Below are 17773 nucleotides of genomic sequence, written 5' to 3'. Positions count from 1 at the left end.
TTGTGTTGCTTCCAATTGACACACTTTCATTTTAATTAAAAACAATGGCAAAAGAAGTAGATAAGGTAGTTAAATTACAAGTTAGGGGAGGTGCTGCGAATCCGTCGCCACCGGTTGGACCCGCCTTAGGTGCTGCTGGTGTTAACATCATGGAGTTCTGTAAGCAGTTTAATGCACGTACACAGGACAAACCAGGTAAAGTATTACCTGTTGTTATCACCGTTTACAAAGACAAATCTTTCGAGTTTGTTGTAAAGACACCACCCGCGGCAGTTCAATTGATGGAAGCAGCTAAGATTAAAAAAGGATCTGGCGAACCTAACAGGGTTAAAAACGGTTCGGTATCATGGGATCAGGTAAAGCAAATCGCCGAGGATAAGATGGTCGATTTAAATGCATTTACCGTTGAATCTGCAATGAGTATGGTTGCAGGTACGGCAAGATCCATGGGACTAAAAGTAGCTGGTAAAAGACCTTTTTAAAATCTTAAAGCAATTATAATGGCAAGATTGACAAAAAAGCAAAAAGAAGCTCATTCCAAAATCGATAAGAATAAATTATATTCTTTGGATGAGGCATCAGCTTTGGTAAAAGAAATAACCAATGTGAAATTTGACGCTTCCGTAGACCTTGCAGTTCGTTTGGGTGTAGATCCACGAAAGGCAAATCAAATGGTACGTGGCGTTGTTACCCTTCCACATGGAACAGGTAAGGATGTAAAAGTTTTGGCATTGGTGACCCCTGATAAAGAGGCAGAGGCTAAAGAGGCAGGAGCTGATTTTGTAGGGTTGGATGAATATTTGGATAAAATAAAAGGCGGTTGGACAGATGTTGATGTTATCATCACTATGCCAAGCGTTATGGGTAAGTTGGGCCCCTTAGGTAGAGTTTTAGGACCAAGAGGTTTAATGCCCAATCCAAAAACCGGTACGGTTACTATGGATGTTGCAAAAGCAGTATCCGAAGTAAAGGCCGGTAAAATTGATTTTAAAGTGGACAAAACAGGAATTGTGCACGCTGCAATAGGAAAGACATCTTTCTCAGCAGATAAAATAGCTGGTAATGCCAAAGAGTTGTTAGATACTTTGGTGAAAATGAAACCAGCTGCGGCAAAAGGTATTTACATGAAAAGTATCTATTTGTCAAGCACCATGAGTCCTAGTGTTCAATTAGATCCAAAAGCAGTTTCGTAACTGGTAGTTCAATATTTTAACTATGACAAGAGAAGAAAAAGCAACCGTAATAGAAGATTTGACTGCACAGTTGGCTGATAGCGCTAATATTTACTTAGCGGATATATCAGGATTGGATGCCGTTGCCACTTCAAATTTAAGAAGGGCATGTTTTAAGGCTAACATTAAACTTGCAGTTGTTAAGAACACCTTGCTTGCAAAAGCAATGGAAGCTTCAGATAAGGAGTTTGGTGAATTGCCAGATGTTTTAAAGGGAAATACATCTTTGATGTTGTCCGAAACTGGTAATGCTCCGGCAAAACTTATCAAAAATTTCAGAAAAAAATCAGATAAGCCATTATTAAAAGGTGCTTTCATTGCGGAAGCCATTTATGTTGGTGATGAGAACCTTGACTCACTTGTAAACATCAAGTCTAAAGAAGAGGTAATAGGGGATATCATCGGATTGTTGCAATCACCGGCCAAGAATGTTATTTCTGGTCTTAAATCAGGTGGCGGTAAACTAGCCGGAATCCTTAAAACATTATCTGAAAAATAATTCGCGCACAATAACTAAGTATATTTTTAAAAATTTGATTAAACGATAGAAAAATGGCAGATTTAAAAGATTTTGCAGAACAGTTGGTAAACCTTACAGTAAAAGAGGTAAATGAGTTGGCCGACATATTAAAAGAAGAATACGGTATCGAGCCTGCTGCTGCTGCAGTAGCTGTTGCTGCTGGTGGAGCTGGTGGTGGTGAAGCTGAAGCCGCTGAGGAGAAATCAGAATTTGATGTAATCCTTAAAGCAGCCGGTGGATCTAAATTAGCAGTTGTAAAACTAGTTAAGGAATTAACTGGTCTTGGATTGAAAGATGCTAAGGACATCGTTGACAGCGCACCAAAAGCTGTTAAAGAAGGTATTGCCAAAGATGAGGCAGAAGGTATCAAAAAATCATTGGAAGAAGCAGGAGCAGAAGTTGAGCTTAAATAGTAGTTTCTACCATACAAATTTGGTTAAGGTCTTTCCATAATAATGGTTGGGCCTTAGCCTATTTAATAAGGAGTGTATAAAGCCATACACGGACCCATAAAGTATTCACGATCAAAATTTGTCCATTGATGTTCACAAACAATACTGAAAGATTAAATTTCGCATCCGCTAAGAACATACCGGAATACCCGGATTTCTTGGACATTCAGATTAAATCTTTTCAAGACTTTTTTCAACTTGAAACAAAATCTGACGAAAGAGGAAATGAAGGCCTTTACAATACCTTCATGGAGAATTTTCCAATCACGGACACAAGAAATCAATTCGTTCTTGAGTTTATTGATTACTTCATAGATCCGCCAAGATATTCCATTCAAGAATGTATCGAACGTGGTCTTACCTATAGTGTGCCGCTAAAAGCACGCTTAAAATTATATTGTACCGATCCAGAACACGAAGATTTTGAGACCATAGTCCAAGATGTGTATCTAGGTACGATTCCATACATGACTCCAAGTGGCACTTTTGTTATCAATGGAGCTGAACGCGTCGTGGTTTCCCAATTGCACAGGTCTCCTGGCGTATTTTTTGGGCAATCTTTCCATGCAAACGGTACAAAACTATACTCCGCTAGGGTAATACCATTCAAGGGTTCTTGGATCGAGTTTGCAACAGATATCAATGGTGTTATGTACGCTTATATTGATAGAAAGAAAAAATTACCTGTAACCACACTTTTCCGTGCTATCGGATTTGAAAGGGATAAAGATATTCTTGAGATATTTGACCTTTCGGAAGAAGTTAAGGTTTCCAACGCTGGACTCAAAAAAGTTTTGGGACGTAAGTTGGCAGCTAGGGTTTTGAACACATGGCACGAGGATTTTGTTGATGAAGATACAGGCGAGGTTGTTTCTATTGAACGAAATGAGATCATCCTAGATCGTGATACGATACTTGAAAAAGATCACATCAATGAAATTATTGAAGCAGATGTAAAAACAATCTTGCTTCACAAAGAAAATAATGCGCAATCTGATTATGCCATTATTCATAACACGTTACAAAAAGACCCTACCAACTCTGAAAAAGAAGCGGTAGAACATATTTATAGACAATTACGTAATGCCGAGCCGCCAGATGAAGAGACTGCGCGTGGTATTATAGACAAATTGTTTTTCTCTGATCAACGTTACAACTTGGGTGAAGTTGGACGTTACAGAATGAACAAAAAATTACAGTTGGATATTGGGATGGACAAGCAGGTCTTGACCAAGGAAGATATCATCACCATCATCAAGTATTTGATTGAGCTGATCAATTCAAAAGCAGAGATTGATGATATTGATCACCTTTCTAACCGTCGTGTAAGAACGGTAGGTGAGCAGTTATCATCCCAATTTGGTGTTGGTTTGGCACGTATGGCACGTACCATTCGCGAGCGTATGAACGTTCGTGACAATGAGGTATTTACACCTATAGATTTGATTAACGCAAAGACATTGTCTTCTGTTATCAATTCATTTTTCGGAACAAACCAGTTATCCCAGTTTATGGATCAAACGAATCCATTGGCAGAGATAACGCACAAAAGAAGATTGTCAGCATTAGGACCAGGTGGACTTTCTAGGGAAAGGGCAGGTTTCGAGGTTCGTGATGTTCACTACACGCACTACGGAAGGTTATGTCCCATTGAAACTCCTGAAGGACCAAATATTGGTTTGATTTCTTCCCTTTCGGTTTTTGCGAAAGTAAACCCAATGGGCTTTTTGGAAACTCCGTATCGTAAGGTTGAAAATGGTGTTGTGGACACCAATGACTTTAGATATTTGAGTGCAGAGGAAGAAGAAGGTATGAAAATTTCTCAGGCCAACATCCCAATGGATGAAAATGGGAAGATTAAAGATGACAAGGTTATTGCACGTGAAGAAGGTGATTTCCCAGTGGTTGACCCAAGTGAGGTAAATTACACGGATGTTGCCCCAAACCAAATTGCTTCGATTTCTGCCTCTTTGATTCCGTTCTTGGAGCATGATGATGCAAACAGGGCTTTGATGGGATCAAACATGATGCGTCAGGCAGTTCCATTGTTAAAACCGCAATCGCCCATTGTTGGAACAGGTTTGGAAAGACAGGTTGCAACAGATTCAAGGGTATTGATCAATGCAGAAGGTGATGGTGTTGTGGAATATGTCGATGCTCAGAAAATAACGATTAAGTACAATAGGTCAGAGGAAGAACGATTGGTAAGTTTTGAAGAAGATTCAAAAACATACAATTTGGTCAAGTTTAGAAAGACCAATCAGGGTACCAGTATTAACCTGAAACCTATTGTTAAAAAAGGAGATAAAGTTAAAAAAGGCGAAGTACTTTGTGAAGGTTACGCGACCGAAAAAGGAGAGCTTGCTCTTGGTAGAAACCTTCAGGTAGCATTTATGCCATGGAAAGGGTACAACTTTGAGGATGCAATCGTAATCTCGGAAAAAGTGGTACGTGAAGATATCTTTACCTCCATTCATATCGATGAATATGCATTGGAAGTTAGGGATACCAAGTTAGGTGCTGAAGAACTTACGAACGATATACCAAATGTTTCTGAAGAAGCCACTAAGGACTTGGACGAATATGGTATGATCAGAATTGGTGCTGAAGTTAAACCTGGTGATATTCTTATAGGTAAGATTACACCAAAAGGTGAATCTGACCCAACACCAGAAGAAAAATTGCTACGTGCCATCTTTGGTGATAAAGCCGGAGACGTAAAAGATGCTTCCCTTAAAGCTTCACCTTCCTTGAGAGGTGTTGTTATCGATAAGAAATTATTCTCGCGTTCTATAAAAGATAAGAGAAAACGTTCTGAAGATAAAGAAGCTATTTCTAGGTTGGAGATGGACTACGAAGTAAAGTTTGAGCAACTTAAAGACGTTTTGATCGAGAAACTCTTCGCATTGATTAATGGTAAAACTTCGCAAGGCGTAATGAACGATCTTGGCGAGGAAGTACTTCCAAAAGGAAAGAAATACACCATCAAGATGTTAAATTCTGTAGATGACTTTGCTCACTTGGTTGGCGGAAGTTGGACTACGGATGACAAAACCAATGCGCAAGTTGCCGATTTATTGCACAACTACAAGATTAAATTGAACGATATTCAAGGAAATCTTAGAAGAGATAAATTCACGATTTCGGTAGGAGATGAACTACCAGCTGGAATCATGAAGTTGGCCAAGGTATATATCGCCAAAAAGCGAAAGCTAAAAGTTGGTGATAAGATGGCAGGGCGTCACGGTAACAAGGGTATTGTTGCGCGTATCGTTCGTCAAGAGGACATGCCGTTCTTGGAAGATGGAACCCCTGTAGATATCGTATTGAATCCACTTGGTGTACCCTCTCGTATGAACATAGGTCAGATTTATGAAACTGTTCTTGGTTGGGCAGGTCTTAAATTGGGAAGAAAGTACGGAACCCCAATTTTTGATGGTGCTACCCTTGACCAGATTAATGCGCTTACAGATGAAGCTGGAGTGCCAAGATTTGGACACACGTATCTTTACGATGGTGGAACAGGAAAACGCTTTGATCAGCCAGCAACTGTTGGTGTTATCTACATGTTGAAATTAGGACACATGGTAGATGATAAAATGCACGCAAGATCAATTGGACCATACTCATTGATTACGCAACAACCTTTGGGTGGTAAAGCCCAGTTTGGTGGTCAGCGTTTTGGTGAGATGGAGGTTTGGGCACTTGAAGCCTATGGGGCTTCATCTACCCTACGTGAAATATTGACCGTTAAATCGGATGATGTTGTCGGTAGGGCCAAAACCTATGAGTCCATCGTAAAAGGTGAGACCATGCCAGAACCTGGATTGCCAGAATCTTTCAACGTATTGATGCACGAGCTTAAAGGATTGGGCTTGGATATCAGATTGGAAGAGTAGGACATAGTTAACACTATTGAAAAAAGTTTTTTTAATTATATCATCACCATACTATTATGGCTAGAATAAAAGATAATAACGCACCAAAAAGGTTTGATAAAATTTCCATCGGATTGGCTTCTCCAGAGTCTATCTTGGCAGAATCCCGTGGAGAGGTGTTAAAACCTGAAACTATTAACTACAGAACGCACAAGCCTGAGCGTGATGGGTTGTTCTGCGAGCGTATTTTTGGTCCTGTAAAGGATTACGAATGTGCCTGTGGAAAGTACAAGCGTATCCGTTACCGTGGAATCGTTTGTGATCGTTGTGGTGTAGAGGTAACGGAGAAAAAAGTACGTAGAGACCGTGTAGGGCACATCAATTTGGTGGTTCCTGTTGCACATATCTGGTATTTCCGTTCACTTCCAAATAAAATAGGGTACCTGTTGGGCCTACCGTCCAAAAAGTTGGATATGATTATCTATTACGAAAGATATGTCGTTATCCAGCCCGGTATCGCCAAAGGCCCTGAAGGTGAAGAAATCAATAAAATGGATTTCTTGACCGAAGAAGAGTACCTGAATATTTTGGAATCCATTCCAGTAGAAAATCAATACTTGGAAGATACGGACCCTAACAAGTTTGTGGCTAAAATGGGTGCAGAATGTTTGATTGATTTATTGTCAAGAATTGATTTGGAAGAACTTTCATATCAATTACGACATAAAGCCAATACCGAAACGTCAAAGCAGCGTAAAACAGAAGCCTTAAAAAGACTTCAAGTTGTTGAAGCGTTGCGTGAGTCCCAAGGCAATAGAGAGAACAATCCTGAGTGGATGATCATGAAGGTGGTTCCTGTGATTCCGCCAGAGTTACGTCCTTTGGTACCTTTGGATGGTGGTCGTTTTGCAACTTCAGATTTGAACGATTTATACCGCAGGGTAATTATCCGTAACAATCGTCTAAAACGATTGATGGAAATAAAAGCTCCTGAAGTAATCTTGAGAAATGAGAAACGTATGCTTCAAGAAGCAGTGGATTCTCTTTTCGATAACACAAGAAAAGCTTCAGCAGTAAAAACGGAATCAAACAGACCATTAAAATCCCTTTCCGATTCATTGAAGGGGAAACAAGGTCGTTTCCGTCAAAACCTTTTGGGTAAACGTGTGGACTACTCCGCTCGTTCCGTCATCGTCGTTGGTCCAGAGATGAACCTATACGAATGTGGACTTCCAAAAGATATGGCTGCAGAACTTTACAAACCTTTTGTCATCAGAAAACTGATTGAAAGAGGAATTGTAAAAACCGTAAAATCTGCTAAAAAGATTATAGATAAGAAAGAGCCCGTAGTTTGGGATATTCTTGAAAATGTCTTAAAAGGACATCCAGTATTATTGAACCGTGCCCCTACATTGCACAGGTTGGGTATCCAGGCATTCCAACCAAAGCTTATCGAAGGTAAGGCAATTCGTTTGCACCCATTGGCATGTACTGCATTTAATGCGGATTTCGATGGTGACCAAATGGCGGTACACTTACCATTGGGGCCAGAAGCTATTTTAGAAGCACAATTGTTAATGTTGGCTTCCCAGAATATCTTGAACCCGGCGAACGGTTCACCAATTACTGTTCCTTCACAGGATATGGTATTGGGGCTGTACTACATGACAAAAGAAAGAAAATCAACCCCAGAGGTGCCTATTCAAGGTGAAGGGTTGACATTCTATTCTGCTGAGGAAGTAGAGATTGCCTTCAACGAAGGAAAAGTTGATTTGAATGCAGGCATCAAGGTTAGAGCCAAGGATTTTAATGAAGAAGGAGAGCTTGTAAATCAGATTATTGCTACAACAGTTGGTCGTGTATTGTTCAATAGTGTAGTTCCTGAAGAAGCAGGTTATATCAATGAAGTATTGAACAAAAAATCGCTAAGAAATATTATTGGCGATATTCTTGCGGTGACCGATGTACCTGCTACTGCTGCATTTTTGGATAAGATAAAATCCATGGGTTATGATTTTGCCTTTAAAGGAGGTCTATCCTTCAGTTTAGGAGATATTATCATTCCGCCAGAGAAGCACGATATGATAAACGACGCCAATGATCAAGTTGATGGAATCATGGCAAACTATAACATGGGGCTTATCACCAATAATGAGCGATATAACCAGGTTATCGACGTGTGGACTTCTACAAATGCAATGTTGACCGAATTGGCCATGAAGCGAATTCGTGAAGATCAGCAAGGATTCAACTCTGTATATATGATGTTGGATTCTGGTGCAAGGGGTTCAAAAGAACAGATTCGTCAGCTGACAGGTATGCGTGGATTGATGGCAAAACCTAAAAAATCTACAGCAGGCGGTGGTGAGATCATCGAAAACCCGATTCTTTCCAACTTTAAGGAAGGATTATCGATTTTGGAATATTTTATCTCAACGCACGGTGCACGTAAAGGATTGGCGGATACTGCACTTAAAACTGCCGATGCAGGATACTTGACAAGACGTTTGGTGGATGTATCTCAAGACGTAATCATTAATATTGAAGATTGTGGTACGTTAAGGGGGATTGAGGTCAAAGCCTTGAAAAAGAACGAAGAGATAGTTGAAACACTTGGTGAAAGAATCCTCGGAAGGGTATCGCTTCATGATGTATACAATCCATTGACGGAGGAATTGGTATTGTCGGCAGGTCAGGAAATTTCTGAAGCTGATGTAAAAAGGGTTGAAGCTTCCCCTATAGAAAGTATAGAAGTACGTTCAGCATTAACTTGTGAAGCTCCAAAAGGTATCTGTGGAAAATGTTACGGAAGAAACTTAGCTACCAATAAAATGGTTCAGCGAGGTGAAGCTGTTGGTGTTGTTGCAGCACAATCCATTGGAGAACCAGGAACACAATTAACGTTGCGTACATTCCACGTTGGAGGTATTGCAGGAAACATTTCCGAAGATAGTAAGCTAGAAGCTAAGTTTGATGGTGTTGCGGAAATAGAGGATTTAAGGACTGTTGTCGGAGAAAACAGTGAAGGTGAAAAAGCCAATATCGTTATCTCTAGAACTTCAGAAATTAAAATTGTTGATGCAACTACTGGTATCACTTTGAGCACGAATAACATTCCTTATGGTTCGCAATTGTTCGTCAAGAATGGTGAAAAAATCAAAAAAGGAACGGTTGTCTGTCAATGGGATCCCTATAATGGTGTAATTGTTTCTGAATTCACGGGGCAAATAGCCTATGAAAACATCGAACAAGGAATCACATATCAAGTTGAGATTGATGAACAAACAGGTTTCCAAGAGAAAGTTATTTCTGAATCTAGAAACAAGAAACTTATTCCAACTTTATTAATTAAGGATGGAAAAGGAGAAACCATACGTTCTTACAACTTACCAGTTGGTTCCCACATAATGGTGGATGACGGTGATAAAATCAAAGAAGGTAAGATTTTGGTCAAGATTCCACGTAAATCTGCGAAGGCAGGTGATATTACCGGTGGTCTTCCAAGGGTAACGGAGCTTTTCGAAGCACGTAACCCATCTAACCCAGCTGTGGTTTCAGAAATTGATGGTGTTGTTTCATTTGGTAAAATCAAAAGAGGTAACCGTGAAATCATTATCGAATCTAAATTGGGAGAGATCAAGAAATACTTGGTAAAACTTTCCAACCAGATATTGGTTCAGGAGAACGATTACGTTCGTGCCGGGATGCCTTTATCAGATGGTTCCATTACTCCAGAAGATATTTTGGCAATAAAAGGACCATCAGCTGTACAACAATACTTGGTGAACGAAGTACAGGAAGTATATCGTTTGCAAGGGGTGAAAATCAATGATAAGCACTTTGAAGTTGTTGTAAGACAGATGATGCGTAAAGTACGTATTGAAGATTCAGGTGACACGACTTTCTTGGAAAATCAATTGGTACACAAAGATGACTTTATTCGTGAGAACGATGAAATCTTTGGAATGAAGGTAGTTGAGGATGCAGGAGATTCTGAAAACCTTAAAGCAGGACAGATTATTTCTGCCCGTGCCTTGAGAGATGAAAATTCAGTATTGAGAAGATCTGATAAAGCCTTGGTAAGTGCAAGAGATGCGGTAGCCGCTACTGCAACTCCAATATTACAAGGTATTACAAGAGCTTCATTGCAGACGAAATCGTTCATCTCGGCAGCATCTTTCCAAGAAACCACCAAAGTGTTGAACGAAGCTGCGGTAAGCGGTAAAGTGGATACATTGGAAGGATTGAAGGAAAATGTTATTGTAGGACATAAGATTCCTGCCGGTACAGGTATGAGGGATTATGATAGTATCATTGTAGGTTCCAAAGAGGAATACGATGAAATCATGGCCCGAAAGGAAGAATTCAAATTCTAATAAACAAACCCTGACGGCAACGTCAGGGTTTTCTTTTTTAAAATTATAGGAAAAATAATGGCTGATAAAAATCAAAACCAGAAACAGATAAATATAGAATTGGATGAAAAAACTGCAGAAGGAATATATTCTAATCTTGCAATCATCAATCATTCAGTATCGGAATTTGTAGTGGATTTTATAAGTATGATGCCCGGGGCTCCAAAGGCAAAGGTTAAAAGTAGAATTGTACTAACGCCGCAGCATGCCAAGAAATTCTTGAAGGCATTAAACGATAATGTGACTAGATTTGAGAAAGCCCATGGCACCATAAAGGATTATGAACAACCTCCTATTCCTTTAAATTTTGGACCTACAGGAGAAGCATAAACAAAAAACCTGACAAATACTGTCAGGGTTTTTTATTTTGGTTATCACTTTTAAGTAAGTAAAATTATGCTAACTTATTTTCGAGTGACTTTGTACTTACCGTAACCAGCCCTTGGTATGTCCTTTTTTTGAAAAAAAGATTAGGTAAATGCCAAACCCCAGAATTAGAACGGGAAATACGATTGCCTGGGTCCCCATGACCTCTATCATGTTCGTTAGAAAAGAATTGTAAATAAACTGTGCAATAGCCGCAAGTAAGGAAATCACAAATAAAGGCGTTGCCCATTTTTTACGAATCAAAAGTGCAATACTTCCAATTGCCCCTGCGAAAACGGCTGTTGCAAACGCTGCGGTTACCCATGCTGGTCTCATTTCAAATAGTTCGCGTTGTTCTTGGGTCATTTGCTCCAATTGTTCAACAGTGGTAAATGCATCACCTAAATAAGCGGTTACACCCATCAAATTCCAGAGTAGAGCAATGACAGCGACCACCCAAAACCATATAGGCGGTTTGTTAGTTACTTCAGTTGTCATAATTTGTAAATTAATTGGTTATTAAACAGTAATTTACAAAAAAAAGAGTTCCTTGCGCGTTCTTATATTTATGCAGTACCACGAAGAATACTGTATTAATTGGAGCGATTACGCGAACTCCGAAGTAAAATGAAGCTTCACCGTAGGATATTTTTGTTGTGTCATTTGCAATGAAAATTGAGAATCAGCTAAAAAAACTAATTGCCCCTGTTTGTCTGTTGCCAGAAACTTCTGTTTTACTCTTTTAAATTCCTTAAACTCATCATTGGAAGGGTTCTCAGCCTCGACCCAGCATGCTTTGTGTACGGGGAAATTTTCATAGGTACATTTGGCACCGTACTCGTGTTCCAACCGGTATTGAATAACTTCATATTGCAGTGCACCTACGGTACCGATTACTTTCCTACCGTTCAACTCTAATGTAAAAAGCTGAGCTACACCTTCGTCCATAAGTTGGTCGATTCCTTTGTACAACTGCTTGGCTTTCATAGGGTCCGCATTATTGATATATCTAAAATGTTCCGGAGAGAAACTGGGAATGCCTTTGTAGTTCAATTGTTCCCCACTGGTAAGCGTGTCACCAATTTTAAAATTTCCCGTATCATGAAGGCCAACAATATCCCCGGGATAAGAAATATCTACGATTTCTTTCTTCTCTGCAAAAAACGCATTAGGACTGGAAAACTTTAATTTTTTGCCATGTCTCACATGCAAATAAGGTTTGTTGCGTTCAAAAGTACCAGATACTATTTTTACAAACGCCAGTCTATCACGATGTTTGGGATCCATATTCGCATGGATTTTGAAAACAAATCCAGAAAAATCCTTTTCATTTGAATCTACTAAGCGTTCTTCGGACATTTTTGGTCTGGGGTCAGGCGCAATTTCCACAAAGCAGTCAAGTAATTCCCTTACACCAAAATTATTAAGTGCAGAACCAAAAAAAACAGGTTGTTGCTCTCCCTTTAAATAGGAATCTTTATCAAATTTAGGATACACCCCATCCACTAATTCTAGATTATCTCTGAGTTCTTGAGCTGCCGATTCGCCAATAATATTTTCAAGTTCAGTACTCTCAATGTCTGTAAAAGCAATGGTTTCTTCTATATTTTTCTTGCTATTGCCACTGAACAAGTTGATGTTCTTTTCATAAATATTATAGATACCCTTAAAATCATATCCCATACCAATAGGAAAGCTGAGTGGAGTGACTGAGAGACCCAATTTTTGCTCTACTTCGTCCAATAAATCAAAGGCATCTTTTCCTTCTCGATCCAACTTATTGATGAAAACTATCATTGGAATGTTTCGCATTCTACAGACTTCAACCAATTTTTCGGTCTGTTCCTCAACACCTTTAGCAACATCGATAACTACGATAACGCTATCAACGGCGGTCAACGTTCTAAAAGTATCTTCAGCAAAATCTTTGTGGCCGGGCGTATCTAATATATTGATTTTCTTATCATTATAAATAAAGGCCAAGACGGATGTAGCTACGGAAATACCACGTTGGCGTTCTATTTCCATAAAATCACTGGTTGCGGATTTTTTTATTTTATTATTTTTCACAGCTCCAGCTTCTTGAATTGCACCACCGAACAAAAGTAGTTTTTCAGTCAGTGTTGTCTTACCCGCATCTGGGTGGGAGATAATACCAAAAGTCCTACGCCTTGAAATTTCCTTAACAAAATCCATCAACAAAAAATTTGGGCAAAAATAGTGTAATTATCTCTTTGTAAACAGATTTAAGTTATCATAAGATATTGTTGATATCAGTAAGATAAAAAGAATGAAAAAGAAGTAGTAGTATTCAAAATACGTTGTAATTTTCACTTTAATGAATAAAACAAAATTTTAGTGTTAGGTAATCTTTTTTTCGATTGAGGACGTATCATTATAAGTGGTAAATAATAACCAAGAATGAACCTTTTATCGATTAAAATAGCTCAATCTTTGAAATTGTTTTAATTATGCCATCAAATGATGTTCGTTGAGCAGACTAGGACACGGACAGAATTAAATTAATAAGAAAAGCCCCATTTTCTTATACATCTACGAGAACCAAATGCCATGGTGAATAGTTGACCAAAACTTTCATTTATGGAAAAAATTACTTTCTTAAATCTTAAGAAAAAGGTTTTATACAGTCTTTTTTTAATTACTGGACTTGCACTTTATATAACAATCACGTCGTTTACTGCCATTCCAGACAACATAGCTGTCGAAGAATCTAAAAAGAAAGACACGGATGGCGATGGTGTTCCGGATGATAAGGACATTGATATTGATGGTGATGGTATTCTTAATACTGTTGAAGACAAGAATGAAGATGGGGACAACTGTTATTGGACCAACCCTACAGATACGGACGGCGATGGGGTTCCAGATTATTTGGATATAGATTCAGATAATGATGGAATTCTAGATAATGTTGAAGCTCAAACTACCAAGGGTTTTCAAGCAGCAAGTGGAATGGATAAGGACAAAAATGGCTTGGACGATAGTTACGAGAGTTGTCCAGGTGCCGGGGAAGGAATCATGCCTATTGATACAGATGCAGATTACATTCCCGATTATTTGGATATAGATTCTGACAATGATGGGATTTTAGATAATGTAGAAGCGCAAACTACTGTAGATTATCTAGCACCTTGCGGAGTGGATAAAGATAAAAACGGTTTAGATGATCATTATGAAAGCTGCCCTGGTGGTGGAGAAGGAATAACCCCTATAGATACTGATAGCGACCATCATCCAGACTTCCGTGATATAGACTCGGATAATGATGGAATAATTGATAATGTGGAAGCACAAGACCCTGACCATTTTCAAGCACCTTGTGGAATGGACAAGGATAAAAACGGTTTGGATGATCATTATGAATCCTATCCAGGTGGTGGAGAAGGAATAACTCCAATCAATAGTGATAATGACCCTTTACCAAATTTCAGGGATATCGATAGCGATGATGATGGTATTCCAGATAATGTTGAAGGACAGTCTACAGCTGGTTACATTCCTCCAAGTGGAAAAGATGACGATAAAGATGGTTTGGATAATGCTTATGAAGGAAGTGGTGATGAAGGAATAAATCCCGAGAACACGGATGGCGAGGACAAGCCGGACTACCTAGACGATGACAGCGACAATGACTTGGTCCCCGACAATAACGAGGGGAACGACTTTAACTTCGACGGAATCCCCGATCAGACCTACACGGGAGTCGATACGGACAACGACGGCCTTGACGACGGATACGAAGGCAGCGATGTGAATGACGGCTATGATGTCAACGACGAGATTGACGACCCTGCGAACGACCTTCCGGACACTGACGGAACAGAAGACGTGAACTACCGCGATTTTGATGATGACGGCGATGGCATCGACACACCGGACGAGGATGTTGACGGCGATGGCGACCCGACGAACGACGATACGGACGGTGATGGTACGCCGGACTACCTAGATCCAAATGGCGATGGGACGGATACGGACGGAGACGGCGTACCCGATGTAGTGGATTTGGACGATGACAACGACGGTATATTGGACAGTGTGGAAGATCCCAATCTGGATAACGACAACGACCCTTTGACGAACCCGCTGGACAGTGATGGTGATGGCCGTCCCGATCACTTGGACATCGACAGCGACGATGATGGTATCCCCGACAATGTTGAGGCACAGCCTACCAACGGTTATATTCCGCCGAACGATGACGATGCAGCTACGTACGCTGCCAACCAGGGTGTGAACAGTGCCTATATCGGCGGTCTTACGCCCGAGAACACAGACGGTGATGATGAGCCGGACTACCTAGACGACGATAGCGATAATGATTTGGTGATGGACAACAATGAGGGGAACGACTTCAACTTCGACGGAATCCCTGACCAGACCTACACTGGAGTCGACACGGACAACGACGGCCTTGACGATGGGTACGAGGGCAGCGATGTGAATGATGGCTACGATGTGAACGACGAAATCGACGACCCTGCTAACGACCTTCCTGATACCGATGGAACGGAGGATGTGAACTACCGCGATTTTGATGATGACGGCGATGGTATCGATACGCCAGACGAGGACGTTGACGGCGATGGCGACCCGACGAACGACGATACCGATGGCGACGGTACACCAGACTACCTTGACCCGAACGGCGATGGAACGGATACCGATGGTGATGGTGTTCCCGATGTGGTCGATCTTGACGATGACAATGATGGTATATTGGACAGTGTAGAAGACCCCAATCTGGATAACGACAATGACCCATTGACGAATCCGTTGGACAGTGACGGTGATGGCCGTCCCGACCACTTGGACATCGACAGTGATAATGATGGTATCCCTGACAATGTAGAAGCACAGTCCACTGAGGGCTACATTGCTCCGAATGATGACGATGCAGCTATGTACTTAGCGAATCAAGGCGTGAACAGTGCCTATATCGGCGGTCTTACACCCGTGAACACGGACGGCGAGGACGAACCCGATTATCTTGATGATGACAGTGACAACGACTTGGTTCCAGACAACAATGAAGGGAACGACTTCAACTTCGACGGAATCCCAGACCAGACCTATACGGGAGTCGACACGGACAATGATGGTCTTGACGATGGTTACGAAGGCAGCGATGTGAACGATGGCTATGATGTCAACGACGAGATTGACGACCCTGCTAACGACCTTCCCGACACCGATGGAACGGAGGACGTAAACTACCGGGACTTCGACGATGACGGCGACGGTATCGATACGCCGGATGAGGACGTTAACGGCGATGGCGACCCGACAAACGACGATACGGACGGTGATGGCACACCGGACTACCTTGATCCTATAGGGAATGTCATAGATGCTGTAGATGATATGTATACCTCTACCAGTTCAGGTGGGGTAATTTCAGATAGCAACATACTATTAAATGATACTTTGAATGGTGAATCAATTACACTATTGGATGTGATTTTAACTTCAAACGCAACAAACGAACTTACAATTAATGAGGACGGAAGTATACGTGTGGTTCCTGGAACGCCAGATGGAAGCTATACCATTGATTACACGATTTGTGAGGCTGATAATCCGGATAATTGCGATACTGCTACAGTCACGGTGCTAATAGAAAGCGTTGTGGTTAATCAAATTCTGACACCTAATGGAAATTCCAAAAATGAATTTCTTTTTATAAGAGGACTTGATAACGTTAAAACCAGTACGCTTAGAATTTTTAACAGATGGGGTGTTGCGGTATACGAAGGAAAGGATTACAATAATGTAAACAATGTTTTTGATGGTCGTTCAAGAGGAAGGTCAACCTTGAGTGTCAATGATTATCTCCCCGCGGGTATATATTTTTATATATTTGACTACGAAACCGATGAGGGAAGTTTTACAGATTCAGAATATATATACATAAGTAGATAACATAGTAAAGCAGGATGATTAAAAAGCATTTTTTAATATCGTTTGTATTTATCGGAATTGCATTTCAGAGCCTTATAGCGCAACAAGATGCGCAGTATACACAATATATGTTCAACACGTTGAGTGTTAATCCTGCTTATGCTGGATCAAGGGACAATTAAGTTTTGCAGGCCTTTATCGTTCCCAATGGGTGGGCTTGGATGGTGCGCCTGAGACCTTTACCTTCAACTTACATTCGCCAATACGCAATAGTAGATTGGGCTATGGTGTTTCCATTGTCAATGATAACATTGGCGATGGCGTCGTTCAAGAAACGTATTTGGATGCTGTACTCTCATACACTATAGATGTTTCCTTGGATGCAAAATTGTCCTTTGGATTAAAAGCAGGAGGAAATATGCTTAATCTGGATTTTAACGGCCTTCGAAATTTTGATCAGGAGGTTGTAAGTCAAGATAATATAGATAACCAGTTTTCTCCCAATTTTGGATTGGGAATATATTATCACAGTGATAAGTTCTATGCAGGTGTATCCGCACCCAACATTTTGGAAACGGAATATTTTGATAACGCGGAAAACGATCCAGAATCAGTGAGTTTTCTAGCTTCGGAACGTATAAACTTCTATTTCATAACAGGCTACGTTTTTGATTTGAACCCTGATTTAAAATTTAAGCCTGCATTGTTGACCAAGGCGGTTGGAGGTGCGCCTTTACAAGTAGACCTTTCGGCAAATTTTCTTTATGCCGAAAAGTTTAGTTTTGGAGCAGCCTATAGATTTGATGCAGCCATAAGTGCTTTGGCTGGTTTTCAAGTTACCGATCAAATAATGATTGGACTGGCATATGACCGGGAAACTACAGAACTTGGAGGAACTCAATTTAATGATGGGTCTTTCGAGATTTTTTTAAGACTAGAGCTGTTAAAGGCATTTCAAAAAACAGTATCGCCTAGATTCTTTTAATTC

The 17773-nt window shown here is 40.4% G+C and carries 10 protein-coding genes and 1 pseudogene; 9 read left to right on the top strand and 2 right to left on the bottom strand.

What is annotated here, in order from left to right; translation table 11 throughout:
* Positions 1-44 precede the first annotated feature (44 nt).
* The 7 genes from rplK to LV716_RS02060 all read left to right on the top strand — a co-directional run bounded on the left by rplK (position 45) and on the right by LV716_RS02060 (position 10827).
* Positions 45-482, top strand: a complete 438-nt coding sequence (gene rplK / locus LV716_RS02090) for a 50S ribosomal protein L11 (protein WP_097047425.1) — start codon at positions 45-47, stop codon at positions 480-482.
* Positions 483-500: 18 nt separating this feature from the next.
* Positions 501-1193, top strand: coding sequence for a 50S ribosomal protein L1 (rplA, locus tag LV716_RS02085; RefSeq protein WP_163416056.1), 693 nt, complete (start codon positions 501-503; stop codon positions 1191-1193).
* Between the two features lie 22 nt (positions 1194-1215).
* Entirely contained in the window at positions 1216-1731 is a 516-nt protein-coding gene (rplJ, locus tag LV716_RS02080; RefSeq protein WP_163416054.1) for a 50S ribosomal protein L10, read from the top strand.
* A 53-nt stretch (positions 1732-1784) separates the two neighbouring features.
* Positions 1785-2165: a 50S ribosomal protein L7/L12 gene (gene rplL / locus LV716_RS02075; protein ID WP_163416052.1), complete on the top strand. Its 381-nt coding sequence runs from the start codon at positions 1785-1787 to the stop codon at positions 2163-2165.
* 128 nt (positions 2166-2293) lie between these two features.
* A complete protein-coding gene (gene rpoB / locus LV716_RS02070) occupies positions 2294-6103 on the top strand; it encodes a DNA-directed RNA polymerase subunit beta (protein ID WP_163416050.1) in 3810 nt (1269 codons plus the stop codon).
* A 56-nt stretch (positions 6104-6159) separates the two neighbouring features.
* Entirely contained in the window at positions 6160-10458 is a 4299-nt protein-coding gene (gene rpoC / locus LV716_RS02065) for a DNA-directed RNA polymerase subunit beta' (protein ID WP_163416048.1), read from the top strand.
* Between the two features lie 57 nt (positions 10459-10515).
* Positions 10516-10827, top strand: a complete 312-nt coding sequence (locus tag LV716_RS02060; RefSeq protein WP_112378858.1) for a DUF3467 domain-containing protein — start codon at positions 10516-10518, stop codon at positions 10825-10827.
* A gap of 96 nt (positions 10828-10923) precedes the next feature.
* On the opposite strand, the gene LV716_RS02055 is transcribed toward LV716_RS02060, so the two are convergent.
* Positions 10924-11361 (bottom strand): hypothetical protein, encoded by a 438-nt coding sequence (locus LV716_RS02055; protein ID WP_163416046.1) that lies wholly within the window; start codon positions 11359-11361, stop codon positions 10924-10926.
* A gap of 108 nt (positions 11362-11469) precedes the next feature.
* A complete protein-coding gene (locus tag LV716_RS02050; protein WP_163416044.1) occupies positions 11470-13059 on the bottom strand; it encodes a peptide chain release factor 3 in 1590 nt (529 codons plus the stop codon).
* A gap of 405 nt (positions 13060-13464) precedes the next feature.
* Here LV716_RS02050 and LV716_RS02045 point away from each other — a divergent pair, with 405 nt between their 5' ends.
* Both LV716_RS02045 and LV716_RS02040 read left to right on the top strand, forming a co-directional pair.
* Positions 13465-16806 carry a gliding motility-associated C-terminal domain-containing protein gene (locus LV716_RS02045; RefSeq protein WP_163416042.1) on the top strand — a complete coding sequence of 1114 codons (3342 nt, stop codon included), beginning with the start codon at positions 13465-13467 and terminating at the stop codon, positions 16804-16806.
* A 14-nt stretch (positions 16807-16820) separates the two neighbouring features.
* A pseudogene (locus LV716_RS02040) lies at positions 16821-17770 on the top strand (type IX secretion system membrane protein PorP/SprF).
* Positions 17771-17773: the final 3 nt, after the last annotated feature.

The sequence above is a fragment of the Flagellimonas sp. HMM57 genome, assembly GCF_021390175.1.
In the GTDB taxonomy this organism is placed as follows: Bacteria; Bacteroidota; Bacteroidia; order Flavobacteriales; family Flavobacteriaceae; genus Flagellimonas.
This window is presented reverse-complemented; position numbering and strand designations above follow the sequence as displayed.

Coding starts and splice junctions, on each gene's coding strand:
- LV716_RS02045 (WP_163416042.1), top strand. CDS start 13,465: ATGGAAAAAATTACTTTCTTAAATCTTAAGAAAAAGGTTTTATACAGT.
- LV716_RS02055 (WP_163416046.1), bottom strand. CDS start 11,361: ATGACAACTGAAGTAACTAACAAACCGCCTATATGGTTTTGGGTGGTC.
- LV716_RS02060 (WP_112378858.1), top strand. CDS start 10,516: ATGGCTGATAAAAATCAAAACCAGAAACAGATAAATATAGAATTGGAT.
- rpoC (WP_163416048.1), top strand. CDS start 6,160: ATGGCTAGAATAAAAGATAATAACGCACCAAAAAGGTTTGATAAAATT.
- rplJ (WP_163416054.1), top strand. CDS start 1,216: ATGACAAGAGAAGAAAAAGCAACCGTAATAGAAGATTTGACTGCACAG.
- LV716_RS02050 (WP_163416044.1), bottom strand. CDS start 13,059: ATGGATTTTGTTAAGGAAATTTCAAGGCGTAGGACTTTTGGTATTATC.
- rplK (WP_097047425.1), top strand. CDS start 45: ATGGCAAAAGAAGTAGATAAGGTAGTTAAATTACAAGTTAGGGGAGGT.
- rplA (WP_163416056.1), top strand. CDS start 501: ATGGCAAGATTGACAAAAAAGCAAAAAGAAGCTCATTCCAAAATCGAT.
- rplL (WP_163416052.1), top strand. CDS start 1,785: ATGGCAGATTTAAAAGATTTTGCAGAACAGTTGGTAAACCTTACAGTA.
- rpoB (WP_163416050.1), top strand. CDS start 2,294: ATGTTCACAAACAATACTGAAAGATTAAATTTCGCATCCGCTAAGAAC.